Source organism: Mixta gaviniae (assembly GCF_002953195.1).
GTDB lineage: Bacteria > Pseudomonadota > Gammaproteobacteria > Enterobacterales > Enterobacteriaceae > Mixta > Mixta gaviniae.
The window spans coordinates 3,533,543-3,546,911 of record NZ_CP026377.1; the positions used below are offsets into that span (position 1 = coordinate 3,533,543).

Annotated in this window: 10 protein-coding genes, 2 tRNA genes, 1 rRNA gene and 1 other annotated feature; of the genes, 4 read left to right on the forward strand and 9 right to left on the reverse strand. The window is 55.5% G+C overall.

Features of this window, described 5'->3' with window-relative positions; all coding sequences use genetic code 11:
• Positions 1-157: 157 nt before the first annotated feature.
• The 6 genes from C2E15_RS16535 to rluD form a co-directional block, all read right to left on the reverse strand.
• A tRNA-Ala gene (locus C2E15_RS16535) sits at positions 158-233 on the reverse strand.
• A 113-nt stretch (positions 234-346) separates the two neighbouring features.
• A tRNA-Ile gene (locus tag C2E15_RS16540) sits at positions 347-423 on the reverse strand.
• 73 nt (positions 424-496) lie between these two features.
• Positions 497-2,037: ribosomal RNA gene (locus C2E15_RS16545) — 16S ribosomal RNA — on the reverse strand.
• Between the two features lie 443 nt (positions 2,038-2,480).
• On the reverse strand, positions 2,481-5,054 hold the full coding sequence (gene clpB, locus C2E15_RS16555) for an ATP-dependent chaperone ClpB (RefSeq protein WP_104958340.1): 2,574 nt from the start codon (positions 5,052-5,054) through the stop codon (positions 2,481-2,483).
• A 125-nt stretch (positions 5,055-5,179) separates the two neighbouring features.
• A complete protein-coding gene (gene yfiH / locus C2E15_RS16560; RefSeq protein WP_104958341.1) occupies positions 5,180-5,911 on the reverse strand; it encodes a purine nucleoside phosphorylase YfiH in 732 nt (243 codons plus the stop codon).
• Complete coding sequence (rluD, locus tag C2E15_RS16565; protein ID WP_104958342.1) at positions 5,908-6,888, reverse strand: 23S rRNA pseudouridine(1911/1915/1917) synthase RluD; 981 nt, start codon at positions 6,886-6,888, stop codon at positions 5,908-5,910. Before rluD ends, yfiH begins: the two co-directional genes overlap by 4 nt.
• 132 nt (positions 6,889-7,020) lie before the next feature.
• On the opposite strand from rluD, the gene bamD reads away from it, so the two are divergent.
• Positions 7,021-7,752: an outer membrane protein assembly factor BamD gene (gene bamD / locus C2E15_RS16570; RefSeq protein WP_038624555.1), complete on the forward strand. Its 732-nt coding sequence runs from the start codon at positions 7,021-7,023 to the stop codon at positions 7,750-7,752.
• On the opposite strand, the gene C2E15_RS21780 is transcribed toward bamD, so the two are convergent.
• Positions 7,743-7,904 carry a hypothetical protein gene (locus C2E15_RS21780; RefSeq protein WP_167391892.1) on the reverse strand — a complete coding sequence of 54 codons (162 nt, stop codon included), beginning with the start codon at positions 7,902-7,904 and terminating at the stop codon, positions 7,743-7,745. The two genes, bamD and C2E15_RS21780, sit on opposite strands and share 10 nt — an antisense overlap.
• A 132-nt stretch (positions 7,905-8,036) precedes the next feature.
• Here C2E15_RS21780 and raiA point away from each other — a divergent pair, with 132 nt between their 5' ends.
• The 3 genes from raiA to budC all read left to right on the forward strand — a co-directional run bounded on the left by raiA (position 8,037) and on the right by budC (position 10,942).
• Positions 8,037-8,369 carry a ribosome-associated translation inhibitor RaiA gene (gene raiA, locus C2E15_RS16575; RefSeq protein WP_104958343.1) on the forward strand — a complete coding sequence of 111 codons (333 nt, stop codon included), beginning with the start codon at positions 8,037-8,039 and terminating at the stop codon, positions 8,367-8,369.
• A 123-nt stretch (positions 8,370-8,492) separates the two neighbouring features.
• Positions 8,493-8,623 (forward strand) — a sequence feature (Phe leader region).
• Between the two features lie 23 nt (positions 8,624-8,646).
• Positions 8,647-9,807, forward strand: coding sequence for a bifunctional chorismate mutase/prephenate dehydratase (gene pheA / locus C2E15_RS16580; RefSeq protein ID WP_104958344.1), 1,161 nt, complete (start codon positions 8,647-8,649; stop codon positions 9,805-9,807).
• A 370-nt stretch (positions 9,808-10,177) separates the two neighbouring features.
• Positions 10,178-10,942: a meso-2,3-butanediol dehydrogenase gene (gene budC / locus C2E15_RS16585; protein ID WP_104958345.1), complete on the forward strand. Its 765-nt coding sequence runs from the start codon at positions 10,178-10,180 to the stop codon at positions 10,940-10,942.
• A gap of 50 nt (positions 10,943-10,992) precedes the next feature.
• Here the strand turns inward: budC and tyrA are convergent, their stop codons facing one another.
• On the reverse strand, positions 10,993-12,114 hold the full coding sequence (tyrA, locus tag C2E15_RS16590) for a bifunctional chorismate mutase/prephenate dehydrogenase (protein WP_104958346.1): 1,122 nt from the start codon (positions 12,112-12,114) through the stop codon (positions 10,993-10,995).
• Positions 12,115-12,120: 6 nt separating this feature from the next.
• The gene (locus C2E15_RS16595) at positions 12,121-13,200 is read right to left on the reverse strand and encodes a 3-deoxy-7-phosphoheptulonate synthase (protein ID WP_104958347.1); all 1,080 of its coding nucleotides are present in this window, start codon (positions 13,198-13,200) and stop codon (positions 12,121-12,123) included.
• Positions 13,201-13,369: the final 169 nt, after the last annotated feature.

A 13,369-nucleotide genomic window follows, 5' to 3' on the forward strand; every position in this document is an offset into this window, starting at 1 on the left:
ACACCGTGTCGGTGTGAAAAATTGAGAGACTCTGAACAGTTCTTTATGCAAAGAAGCTGCTCTTTCAAATTTTCAGCTTGTTCCGGATTGTTAAAGAGCAAATACTGCACAATACATTCGTAAATGTATTCTGGAGTGGTCATCAACCTGATGTTGATGGTGGAGCTAAGCGGGATCGAACCGCTGACCTCCTGCGTGCAAAGCAGGCGCTCTCCCAGCTGAGCTATAGCCCCAGATATACTGTAAAATCGCCGGTTAACCTTTAATTCTTTCTCAGGCAAGGCATACGTTCGGGAAGTTTACACGGGTAAACGACCGGGCGTATAACGCGGCATGAGGAAGAATTTGGTAGGCCTGAGTGGACTTGAACCACCGACCTCACCCTTATCAGGGGTGCGCTCTAACCACCTGAGCTACAAGCCTGCCGGGATTTTACTGCTCGTTAATTTCTATCAGACAATCTGTGTGAGCACTACACGGGAAGGTATCAGCATGGTAAGGAGGTGATCCAACCGCAGGTTCCCCTACGGTTACCTTGTTACGACTTCACCCCAGTCATGAATCACAAAGTGGTAAGCGCCCTCCCGAAGGTTAAGCTACCTACTTCTTTTGCAACCCACTCCCATGGTGTGACGGGCGGTGTGTACAAGGCCCGGGAACGTATTCACCGTGGCATTCTGATCCACGATTACTAGCGATTCCGACTTCATGGAGTCGAGTTGCAGACTCCAATCCGGACTACGACGCACTTTATGAGGTCCGCTTGCTCTCGCGAGGTCGCTTCTCTTTGTATGCGCCATTGTAGCACGTGTGTAGCCCTGGTCGTAAGGGCCATGATGACTTGACGTCATCCCCACCTTCCTCCGGTTTATCACCGGCAGTCTCCTTTGAGTTCCCGGCCGAGCCGCTGGCAACAAAGGATAAGGGTTGCGCTCGTTGCGGGACTTAACCCAACATTTCACAACACGAGCTGACGACAGCCATGCAGCACCTGTCTCACGGTTCCCGAAGGCACTAGGGCATCTCTGCCGAATTCCGTGGATGTCAAGACCAGGTAAGGTTCTTCGCGTTGCATCGAATTAAACCACATGCTCCACCGCTTGTGCGGGCCCCCGTCAATTCATTTGAGTTTTAACCTTGCGGCCGTACTCCCCAGGCGGTCGACTTAACGCGTTAGCTCCGGAAGCCACTCCTCAAGGGAACAGCCTCCAAGTCGACATCGTTTACGGCGTGGACTACCAGGGTATCTAATCCTGTTTGCTCCCCACGCTTTCGCACCTGAGCGTCAGTCTTCGTCCAGGGGGCCGCCTTCGCCACCGGTATTCCTCCAGATCTCTACGCATTTCACCGCTACACCTGGAATTCTACCCCCTCTACGAGACTCAAGCCTGCCAGTTTCAAATGCAGTTCCCAGGTTAAGCCCGGGGATTTCACATCTGACTTAACAGACCGCCTGCGTGCGCTTTACGCCCAGTAATTCCGATTAACGCTTGCACCCTCCGTATTACCGCGGCTGCTGGCACGGAGTTAGCCGGTGCTTCTTCTGCGGGTAACGTCAATGACGGCGCGTATTAAACGCCATCCCTTCCTCCCCGCTGAAAGTACTTTACAACCCGAAGGCCTTCTTCATACACGCGGCATGGCTGCATCAGGCTTGCGCCCATTGTGCAATATTCCCCACTGCTGCCTCCCGTAGGAGTCTGGACCGTGTCTCAGTTCCAGTGTGGCTGGTCATCCTCTCAGACCAGCTAGGGATCGTCGCCTAGGTGAGCCGTTACCCCACCTACTAGCTAATCCCATCTGGGTTCATCCGATGGTGTGAGGCCCGAAGGTCCCCCACTTTGGTCTTGCGACGTTATGCGGTATTAGCCACCGTTTCCAGTGGTTATCCCCCTCCATCGGGCAGATCCCCAGACATTACTCACCCGTCCGCCACTCGTCAGCGAAGCAGCAAGCTGCTTCCTGTTACCGTTCGACTTGCATGTGTTAGGCCTGCCGCCAGCGTTCAATCTGAGCCATGATCAAACTCTTCAATTTAAAAGTCTGATGCTCAAAGAAAAACGTCGTAATGAATTACGTGTTCACTCTTGAGACTTGATACTGCAATTATTTTTGCGATATCCGTCCTGTGAGTGCCCACACAGATTGTCTGATAAATTGTTAAAGAGCGGTGCGACCGGCGCTTCGTGCCGTTGTCGCGAGGTGGCGTATATTACGCTTTCCTCTTTCAGAGTCAACCCCTTTTCAGGAAGTTTTTCTCCGGCGATTCAGACTTCGCTGAACCGCTCAACACCGCGTGGCGTAAGCCGTTGTGCCGTGTCGATGGAGGCGCATTATAGGGAGTTCTTCCGGGCTGACAAGTGCTAATTTCAACTTTTTTACCGTTCGCTGAAATTTCACTCGCAATGCCTGAAAAGCGTGCAAATCCACCACGAAAAGGCAAAAAAAATGGGCCTGCCGGCCCATTTTCTTGATTGTGCTTACTGATGAGCGACGATAATGCCGTCGCGAACGTCGATTTGCACCGTCTTGCCGGGCACCAGCGCGCCGGAAAGTATCTGCTGTGCCAGTGGGTTTTCCACCTGTTGCTGAATAGCGCGTTTCAACGGCCGTGCGCCATAAACAGGATCGTAACCATTTTGTCCCAGCAGCTTCAGCGCCTCTTCCGACATCTGTACGGCATAGCCGCGATCCTCCAGCCGTTTGTACAGTCTCTGCAGCTGGATATTGGCAATCGAGGCGATGTGCTGCTCACCCAGCGGATGGAACACCACTACTTCATCTATACGGTTGATGAATTCCGGACGGAAGTGATGCCCGACTACCGTCATAACGACATCTTTCATCGCACCGTAATCCAGTTCGCCGAAACGCTCCTGAATCAGATCGGAACCGAGGTTAGAAGTCATGATCACTACCGTATTACGGAAGTCGACGGTTCGCCCCTGCCCGTCGGTCAGCCGACCGTCATCCAGCACCTGCAGCAGAATGTTAAAGACATCCGGATGCGCCTTTTCTACTTCATCCAGCAGGATGACTGAATAAGGCCGACGGCGTACCGCCTCGGTCAGGTAGCCACCCTCCTCATAGCCGACGTAGCCCGGAGGCGCGCCCACCAGCCGCGAAACGGAGTGTTTCTCCATAAACTCCGACATATCGATACGCACCATGGCGTCGTCGCTGTCGAACAGGAAGTTAGCCAGCGCTTTGCACAGCTCGGTTTTACCGACCCCGGTCGGCCCCAGGAAGAGGAACGAGCCAATCGGACGATTGGGATCGGAGAGACCGGCGCGGCTGCGGCGTATCGCATTGGATACCGCCTCGACCGCTTCGTTCTGACCGATAACGCGCTGATGCAGATCTTGCTCCATGCGCAGCAGCTTTTCGCGTTCGCCTTCCATCATGCGCGCCACCGGAATACCGGTCCAGCGCGCCAGCACGTCGGCGATTTCGACATCGGTAACACGGTTGCGCAGCAGGCGCATTGTCTTACCTTCCGACTGCGTCGCCGCCGCCAGCTGTTTCTCCAGTTCAGGAATTTTACCGTACTGCAGCTCAGACATGCGGCCAAGGTCACCGGAGCGACGCGCCTGCTCCAGCGCGATTTTTGCCTGTTCCAGATCCGCCTTGATAGTTTGCGTGCCGGAGAGCGAAGCTTTCTCCGCTTTCCACTCCTCTTCCAGCTCAGCATACTCGCGCTCTTTCTGGCCGAGTTCATCTTCCAGCATTTCGAGACGCTTCTGGCTCGCCTCGTCCGACTCTTTCTTCAGCGCCTGCTGTTCCAGCTTCAGCTGAATAACGCGGCGTTCCAGCCGATCCAGCGGCTCCGGTTTAGAGTCGATTTGCAGACGAATGCTCGACGCCGCTTCGTCAATCAGGTCGATCGCTTTATCGGGCAGCTGGCGATCGGCGATATAGCGATGCGACAGCGTCGCGGCGGCGACAATCGCCGGGTCGGTGATCTGCACATGGTGATGCAGCTCATAGCGCTCTTTCAATCCGCGCAGAATGGCGATGGTATCTTCGACGCCTGGCTCCGCGACGAATACTTTTTGGAAGCGGCGCTCCAGCGCAGCATCTTTCTCAATATACTGACGATACTCATCCAGCGTGGTGGCGCCAACGCAGTGCAGTTCGCCGCGCGCCAGCGCAGGTTTCAGCATATTGCCCGCATCCATCGCGCCATCCGCTTTGCCGGCGCCGACCATGGTGTGCAGCTCGTCGATAAACAGAATGACGTTGCCTTCCTGTTTTGATAGATCGTTCAGCACGCCTTTCAGACGCTCTTCGAATTCGCCACGATATTTGGCCCCTGCCACCAGCGCACCCATATCAAGCGCCAGCACGCGTCGGCCTTTCAACCCTTCCGGCACTTCGCCGTTGACGATACGCTGCGCCAGCCCTTCGACAATGGCGGTTTTACCGACGCCGGGCTCGCCGATCAATACCGGGTTGTTTTTGGTGCGGCGCTGCAGCACCTGAATAGTGCGGCGGATCTCTTCGTCACGGCCGATAACCGGGTCAAGCTTGCCCTGCTCGGCGCGCTCGGTGAGATCGATGGTGTATTTTTTCAGTGCCTGGCGCTGATCTTCAGCCCCCTGATCGTTCACGTTTTCTCCTCCACGCATTTGTTCGATAGCCTTCGTCAGCTTGTCGTTTGTCGCGCCGGCCGATTTCAGCAAATCAGCCAGCGAGCCGCGTGAATCGAGGGCAGCCAGAACAAATAATTCAGATGATATAAAGTTGTCGCCGCGCTTTTGCGCCAGCTTGTCGCACAGGTTGAGAACCCGCACCAAATCGGCAGAGGGCTGGACGTCGCCGTCAGCGCCTTCTACCTGCGGCAGACGGCTGATAGCCTGGTCTACGCCATTACGTAATCCTGCGACATCCACGCCAGCGGTAGTCAGTAACGGACGGACTGTGCCGCCTTCCTGACTGAGCAGCGCGCTCATCAAGTGAAGAGGTTCTATGAACTGGTTATCGCGCCCGAGGGCAAGGGATTGAGCATCGGCGAGCGCAAGCTGGAATTTGTTAGTAAGACGATCCAGACGCATGATTCCTCCCAATACAGGTCAAAATGCTACTGGAGATGAAATGAGGACGTCCCTCAGAATTTCAAGATGGTTGACCTGTATTATGGTGAAAAAAAGCGCACCCTGGATCGTCTTGTGGCGTAAGGTTATATCAGCCAGATCAAACTTGCCATACGGCCGGTAGTACCACTGCGTCGCCAGGAGAAAAATTGAGCAGATTCCTGCCAGGTGCAGCGTCCGCCGCCGCTGATCGAGGTGACGCCCTGGGTCGTTAAGCGCTGACGCGCCAGCAGCCAGAGATCGGCGTAAAACTTCGCTCCGCTGGCGCGGAACGCGTGCTGCGCGGCGGGATCGTGCGCCATAAAGGCGTCTCGCACTTCCGGGCCAACTTCAAAGGCGTCTGGCCCTATTGCCGGGCCCAGCCAAACGTGGATCGCCTCTGCCGGCGCGGAAAACTGACGAAGCGTATTTTCCAGTACGCCTGCACATAGCCCGCGCCATCCGGCATGCGCGGCGGCGATCTCTTTGCCATCGAATGAACAGAACAGCACCGGCAGGCAGTCCGCCGTCATGACCGCGCACACGGCGCCAGGCTGATTGCTCCAGACCGCATCCGCGCGGCGCATCGCTGTCGGCTGGCCGTCCAGACGTACCACATCGGTGCCATGCACCTGTTCAAGCCAGTAAGGCATGGCCGGCAAGGCGGCCATCTTCTGCAGACGAGTACGGTTCGCCAACACATCCTCCGGTCGATCGCCAACGTGATCGCCCAGATTCAGCGAGTCCCACGGCGCCGCGCTGACGCCGCCGGCGCGCGTCGTACTACAGGCACGCACCGAGGCCGGCGCGGGCCAGTCAGGAACAATCAGATCGCTCATAGCCAGTCCAGCTGATCTTTAAACGCTTCGGTATCAGCTTTCAGCGCGTCGATCAAATCGACCATATCCTGCGGCAGCGGCGCATGCCATTCCATTTCGATGCCGGTAACCGGATGGTAAAGACGCAGCATAGTGGCGTGCAGCGCCTGGCGATCGAAACCACGCAGCGTAGCGATAAACGCATCGGACGCTCCTTTCGGCGGACGCGGACGGCCGCCGTAGAGCGGATCACCCACCAGCGGATGGTTGATATGCGACATATGCACGCGGATCTGATGCGTGCGTCCGGTTTCCAGACGCAGGCGCAGACGGGTATGGGCGCGGAAATGCTCCATTACGCGGTAATGGGTAACGGCATGCTTGCCCATCGGATGGACGGCCATATGGGTGCGCTTGGTCGAGTGACGGCTGATCGGTTCATCGACGATGCCGCCAGCAGTCATATTGCCGATCGCCACTGCTTCATATTCACGGGTGATTTCGCGCAGCTGGAGCGATTCAACCAGGTGCGTTTGCGCCGGAACGGTTTTCGCTACCACCATCAGGCCGGTGGTGTCTTTATCGAGACGGTGAACAATGCCGGCGCGCGGCACGTCAGAGATCGCCGGATAATAGTGCAGCAGCGCGTTCAGCACCGTGCCGTCCGGATTGCCTGCGCCCGGATGCACCACCAGATCGCGCGGCTTATTGATGACCAAAATATGCTCATCTTCATAAACGATATTCAGTGGAATATCCTGCGCTTCCCAGCGCATCTCTTCTTCAATTTCAGCCTGTATTGCAACGGCTTCGCCGCCCAACACTTTTTCCTTAGGCTTATCAACCGTCTTACCGTTGACGCTCACCTGACCACCGAGAATCCACTCTTTTATACGTGAACGCGAATAATCAGGGAACAATTCCGCCAAAGCCTGATCTAAGCGTTGTCCGAGTTGCGATTCGGCAACCGTTGCGGTGAGTTTTACTTGTTGTGCCATAAAGAGCTTCTTCGTTAACGTTGGGTTTTCACGGCGATGCCGTTTAATATAATGTGCTATCGTACCTGGTCACTATCGGGAGCTTAACGGACAGCTTCCGCAATAACACACTCTGAGGATAATCAAATCGTCATGACGCGTATGAAATATCTGGTGGCTGCAGCCACGTTGAGCCTGGCTCTTGCGGGTTGTTCAAGCTCTAAGGATCAAGTGCCTGACAGTCCGCCTTCTGAGCTTTATGCAACGGCTCAGCAAAAACTGCAGGACGGTAACTTTAAAGGCGCAATAACGCAACTGGAAGCGCTGGATAACCGCTATCCATTTGGCCCTTACGCCCAACAAGTTCAGCTGGATCTGATCTACGCTTACTATAAAAACGCCGATCTGCCGATGGCGCAGGCCGCCATTGACCGCTTTATGCGTCTGAACCCGACACATCCGAACATCGATTATGTTCTGTATATGAAAGGCCTGACGGATATGGCGTTAGACGATTCCGCGCTGCAGGGGTTCTTTGGTATCGATCGTTCCGATCGCGATCCGGAACATGCCCGCGCCGCGTTTCGCGACTTCTCACAGCTGCTGCGCACCTATCCAAACAGCCAGTATGCGACCGATGCGCGTAAGCGCCTGGTCTACCTGAAGGACCGTCTGGCTAAATATGAGCTTTCCGTGGCGCAATTCTACACGAAACGCGAAGCCTATGTCGCGGTTGTCAATCGTGTTGAGCAGATGCTGAAGGATTATCCGGATACGCAGGCGACACGCACCGCCCTGCCGCTAATGGAAAACGCCTACCGCAAACTTCAGCTGAACGCTGAAGCGGATAAAGTGGCGAAAATCATTGCCGCAAATCAGGCCTGATCCGCCGCGCCGCTCTCTTTCTTTGCGCAATAAAAAAGCAGCCCTCGGGCTGCTTTTTTGCGGTTAAAAGCGCCGATATTTTGCAAATCGGCCACGGTTAACTTATCAAGTGTGCAGCCTGCGACGCTATTCGACAAGGGAAATGCGCGCATTTACCGTAACCCCTCACAGATTTCATTTCCTTGACAAAAAGTGACAGTTTAATGTGACATTGATCACAAAAATAAGCGTATGACACGTTATGCTGAACTTACCACGACGGAAATGACAGAGAGGTAAACCTGATGATTGTGAACATTACCAGCAAACAAATAGAAATCACCCCGGCTATCCGCCAACATGTCGAAGACCGTCTCTCCAAGCTTGAAAAATGGCAAACCCACCTGATCAACCCGCATATTGTATTGTCGAGAGAACCGAAAGAGTATGCGGCCGACGCTACTATCAATACGCCTAATGGCCCGCTGATCGCCAGCGCAACGCATGAAGATATGTATGCCGCCATTAATGAGCTGATCAACAAACTGGAGCGTCAGTTGAATAAGGTGCAGCACAAAGGCGAAGCGCGCCGCGCCGCCGTTAGCGTGAAAGATCTCACGCCTGAAAGCGAAGAATGATTACCCGGTGCCCGCCCTACTGCGGGTACCCTCATTAACAGACGCGCCTTCGGGCGCGTTTTTTATTGACAGTAGTAAAACGCTGCGGTTACTTTAACCGCATCCATCTGAAACAGGCCCTGCTATGAACCCGACGTTTTTCTTCGCTTTCTTTTTTAGCTTCTTTACCTTCCCCTGACCGGGAGGCGTTTCGTCGCAGGAAAAAGAAAGCGAAGACGAACTGCAAAGCCTCCCAACCGGGAGGCTTTTTTATTATGGACATCTGACAGGTAAAGCTATGACATCGGAAAATCCGTTACTCGCCCTGCGCGATAAGATCAGCGCCATTGATGAACAGTTACTGGGGCTGCTCTCCGAACGGCGAGCGCTGGCTATTGAGGTGGCGAAAGCGAAAATGGCCACGCATCGGCCGATACGCGATATCGATCGCGAACGCGATCTGCTTGAACGGTTGATCGCCCTTGGCCACGCCCACCAGCTCGACGCCCATTTTATTACCCGCCTCTTTCAGCTAATTATCGAAGATTCCGTTCTTACCCAGCAGGCATTGTTGCAGAAACACCTCAACCAAACCGATCGGCAGTCGGCGCGCATCGCTTTTCTCGGTCCAAAAGGCTCCTATTCCCATCTGGCAGCGCGTAAATATGGCGCCCGCCACTTTGCCAATGTGATTGAAAGTGGCTGCCTGAAATTCCATGACATTATTCAGGAAGTCGAAAGTGGCCGGGCGGACTACGCGGTCCTGCCCATTGAGAACACCAGCTCCGGTTCGATCAATGAGGTTTACGATCTGCTGCAGCAAACCAGCCTCTCCATCGTTGGCGAGATGACAGTGCCTATCGATCACTGCGTGCTGGTAAGCGGTACGACCGACCTGCAGCAAATCGAAACGGTTTACAGCCATCCGCAGCCTTTCCAGCAGTGCAGCCAGTTCATTAATCGTTTTCCGCACTGGAAGATTGAATATACCGAAAGCACCGCCGCGGCGATGGAAAAGGTCGCAGCACTTAATTCGCCAAAGGCTGCCGCGCTGGGCAACGAGGCGGGCGGCGCGCTGTATCATCTGCAGGTACTGGAACGTAATCTGGCGAACCAGCAGCAGAACATTACCCGGTTTATTATCCTGGCGCGCAAGCCTGTCGACGTTTCGGAACAGGTACCGGCGAAAACCACGCTAATCATGGCGACCGGGCAGCAGGCCGGCGCACTGGTTGACGCCTTGCTGGTGCTGCGTCAGCACAACCTTATTATGAGCAAGCTGGAATCGCGTCCGATTAACGGCAATCCCTGGGAAGAGATGTTCTATCTCGATGTGCAGGGCAATCTGCGTACACCGCAGATGCAGCAGGCGCTGCAGGAACTGCGCGCGATGACCCGTTCACTGAAAGTGCTGGGTTGCTACCCGGGCGAGAACGTCGTTCCGGTCGATCCGCAGTAAAGCGACGCGCCGGCCTCAGGCTGGCGCTCAACCTGTCTGCATGTTCTCCCCGTTTCGCATGCAGCGGCGCAGCCTGGGCGGGCTGGCGCTCCCCCCTTGATGCTCTCTTTCCTTGCCTGACCTACACGCAGCGGCGCAGCCTGGTCGGGCCGCCGTTTCGCCACGCTCAGGCTGTCGTCGTGAAGCGTTAGCCGTACGTTGGTATCTACCGCCAGTCGCTCATTAATAATTCCTAAAGATTAATAAACGCATAAAAACAAAGAGTTAACCTTAATTTACGCTTATCGCGCTGGCATGTGCCATCAGTATGCCAGGCTTAATAGGCTGTTAATCATTGGGATTAGCGAGTTGTCATCAACAAGGAGGCATAATGGAACGTTTCAGTAATAAGGTTGTGATCGTCACCGGCGCAGGCTCTGGCATCGGCGCGGCAAGCGCGCAGCGCTTTGCTGAAGAAGGGGCCAGCGTGGTGCTGGTCGGTCGTACCCGCGAAAAACTGAACAATACGTTTGCCCGCCTGAAAAGCGGCGACCATCTGGTGGTGGTGGCGGACGTATCAAAAAAGGAAGAGGTAGAGGCGCTGGCGGAACAGGTGCAGCAGCACTACGGCCGCGTGGATGTTCTGCTTAACAATGCCGGCGTGAATACATCAGGGAAAATCCATCAGGCCAGCGATGAAGAGTGGCGCAAAGTGATGTCGACCGATCTGGATGGGGTTTTCTACTGTACCCGCGCATTTATGCCCGCGCTGCTGGAAAGCCGCGGCAATGTCGTCAACATCTCCTCCGTTTCCGGGCTGGGCGGCGACTGGGGTATGAGTATTTATAATGCCGCGAAGGGTGCCATTACCAACCTTACCCGCTCGCTGGCGATGGATTACGGTAAGGATGGCGTGCGCGTCAACGCTATCTGCCCAGGCCTGACGATTACCGATATGACGGCAGAGATGAAGGATAATGCGCAGCTGATGGCGAAGTTTAACGAGCGCATCGCACTGGGGCGTCCGGGCGAAGCGGAAGAACTCGCTGCCGCCATCGCCTTTATCGCCAGCGACGATGCGCGCTACATCACTGGCGTCAACCTGCCGGTAGATGGCGGCATCACCGCATCAAACGGTCAGCCGCCACAGGCGTGACGCAAAAAAGCCCGTCCAGCGACGGGCTTTTTTTTATTGATAATCGCGTTCTACACGCGATTATCGTTCGCTGAGCGCAACAACGTACCGCTTTCGCGCATAAAGCGCGGCGCGTAGTCGCCGAACCACTGCTCCACTTTCCGGAAGCTGTCGATAAAGCCCTGTTTATCACTCTGCTCCAGCAGGGTAATCGCTTCGCCAAAGCGCTGGTAATAGCGTTTGATCAGCGCCAGGTTACTTTCCGACGACATAATGATATCGGCATAAAGCTGGGGATCCTGCGCAAACAGCCTTCCTACCATCGCCAGCTCCAGACGATAAATCGGTGAAGAGAGCGCCAGCAGCTGATCCAGTTGCACATTCTCCTCAGCCAAATGCAGGCCGTAAGCGAAGGTGGCGAAATGGCGCAGCGCCTGAATAAAGGCCATGTTTTGATCGTGTTCTACCGCGCTGATACGGTGCAGACGCGCGCCCCAGACCTGAATCTGCTCCAGAAACCACTGATAGGCTTCCGGCTGACGCCCGTCGCACCAGACCACCACCTGCTTCGCCAGGCTGCCGCTATCCGGGCCGAACATCGGATGCAGCCCCAGCACCGGACCGGAATGCGCCGCCAGCATCGCCTGCAGCGGGCGGTTTTTCACCGAGGCGATATCCACCAGGATGCAATCATGCGGCAACGGCGGCAGCTGGGCGATGACCTGCTCCGTCAGATGAATCGGCACGCTGACGATAACCATGCCGGCATCCGCCAGCAGTGCAGGCGCCTGCGGCCACTCCTCTTTATCCAGCAGCTTTACCTGATAACCGGAAAGCGCGAGCATCTTTGCAAACAGCTGGCCCATGCGCCCTTTCCCGCCGACGATAACGATCGGACGCAGTTCCGGACAGAGCGTTTTGAAACCTTTGTCGTTTTCGCTGGAGTAAGATTCCCGCATTACGCGACGCAGCACATCTTCGATAAGGTCAGGAGGGACGCCAAGCGCCTCGGCCTCTTTACGCCGGGAAGCCAGCATAGACGCTTCGCGTTCCGGCACATAGATCGGCAGGCCGTAGCGACTTTTCACTTCGCCCACTTCGGCGACCAGCGCCAGCCTCTTCGCCAGCAGCTCTAAAAGCCCTTTATCCACTTCATCAATCTTATCGCGCAGCGCGGTCAGTTCAGCCACCATCTTCTTTTAATGCTCCTGTGACGCACGCGCCGCCAGCACGCCGTTTAAATCCTGATGAATGGCGCGCAGCAGCTGTTGGGTGCTTTCCCAGCTAATGCAGGCGTCGGTCACTGACACGCCATACTGCATAGCGCTGCGCGGCTGTTCTGAAGACTGGTTGCCCTCGTTGAGGTTGCTCTCCAGCATCAGGCCGATAATCGAACGGTTGCCGTCTCTGATCTGCGCAACCGCAGATTCAGCGACGCCAGGCTGACGACGGTAATCTTTATTTGAATTGCCATGGCTGCAATCTATCATCAGCGCCGGGCGGAGTCCCGCTTTCACCATCTCTTTTTCGCACTGCTCCACGTCCGCCGGGCTGTAATTAGGCGCCTTGCCGCCGCGCAAAATCACATGGCCATCAGGATTGCCCTGCGTCTGCAACAGGCAGACCTGGCCGCTTTGATTAATGCCGACAAAACGGTGCGGCATTGCCGCGGCGCGCATCGCGTTTATCGCGGTGCCCAGGCTGCCGTCAGTACCGTTTTTAAAGCCCACCGGCATCGAAAGGCCGGATGCCATTTCGCGATGGGTTTGCGATTCGGTGGTGCGCGCGCCGATAGCAGACCAGCTGAACAGATCGCCCAGGTACTGCGGCGAGTTGGGATCGAGCGCTTCGGTCGCCAGCGGCAGGCCCATTTCCACCAGGTTCACCAGCAGCTGACGAGCAATATGCAGGCCCGCTTCCACATCAAACGAGTTGTCCATGTAAGGATCGTTGATCAAGCCTTTCCAGCCCACCGTGGTACGCGGCTTTTCGAAATAGACACGCATGACGATATAGAGCTGATCCTTCAGCTGCTCGGAGAGATCTTTTAGCTGGCGCGCATAGACGAGGGCCGCCTCAGGATCGTGAACAGAACAGGGACCGCATACCACCAGCAGCCGATGATCCCGGCCGGCAATGATATCGGCAATTGTTTGACGCGAAGCGCTGACCTGCGCTTCCAGCTGCGCATTCAGCGGAAACTTCTGTTTCAGCTGCGTCGGCGTAATCAGAACCTGTTCTTCTGCGATATGCACATTGTTCAGCGCGTCTTTCTGCATTTTGCGATCCTCGTCTCGTCCTGGGTTTTTTCGTCATTGCGGTGAAGCCAATAATGTAACACAGCAAATACAGCTGGGCATTCCTGTGTACATATTTTTTACCGCATGAATTGGCGCAACAAGGAAATCAATCCTAACTACATGTTTTTAATGCAATTAAATTAACGCA

What these genes read in the sequence shown, in the direction of transcription:
- C2E15_RS21780 (WP_167391892.1), bottom strand. Translation starts at nt 7,904, where the DNA reads ATGCGCGCATTTCCCTTGTCGAATAGCGTCGCAGGCTGCACACTTGAT.
- clpB (WP_104958340.1), bottom strand. Translation starts at nt 5,054, where the DNA reads ATGCGTCTGGATCGTCTTACTAACAAATTCCAGCTTGCGCTCGCCGAT.
- raiA (WP_104958343.1), top strand. Translation starts at nt 8,037, where the DNA reads ATGATTGTGAACATTACCAGCAAACAAATAGAAATCACCCCGGCTATC.
- C2E15_RS16595 (WP_104958347.1), bottom strand. Translation starts at nt 13,200, where the DNA reads ATGCAGAAAGACGCGCTGAACAATGTGCATATCGCAGAAGAACAGGTT.
- pheA (WP_104958344.1), top strand. Translation starts at nt 8,647, where the DNA reads ATGACATCGGAAAATCCGTTACTCGCCCTGCGCGATAAGATCAGCGCC.
- tyrA (WP_104958346.1), bottom strand. Translation starts at nt 12,114, where the DNA reads ATGGTGGCTGAACTGACCGCGCTGCGCGATAAGATTGATGAAGTGGAT.
- rluD (WP_104958342.1), bottom strand. Translation starts at nt 6,888, where the DNA reads ATGGCACAACAAGTAAAACTCACCGCAACGGTTGCCGAATCGCAACTC.
- bamD (WP_038624555.1), top strand. Translation starts at nt 7,021, where the DNA reads ATGACGCGTATGAAATATCTGGTGGCTGCAGCCACGTTGAGCCTGGCT.
- budC (WP_104958345.1), top strand. Translation starts at nt 10,178, where the DNA reads ATGGAACGTTTCAGTAATAAGGTTGTGATCGTCACCGGCGCAGGCTCT.
- yfiH (WP_104958341.1), bottom strand. Translation starts at nt 5,911, where the DNA reads ATGAGCGATCTGATTGTTCCTGACTGGCCCGCGCCGGCCTCGGTGCGT.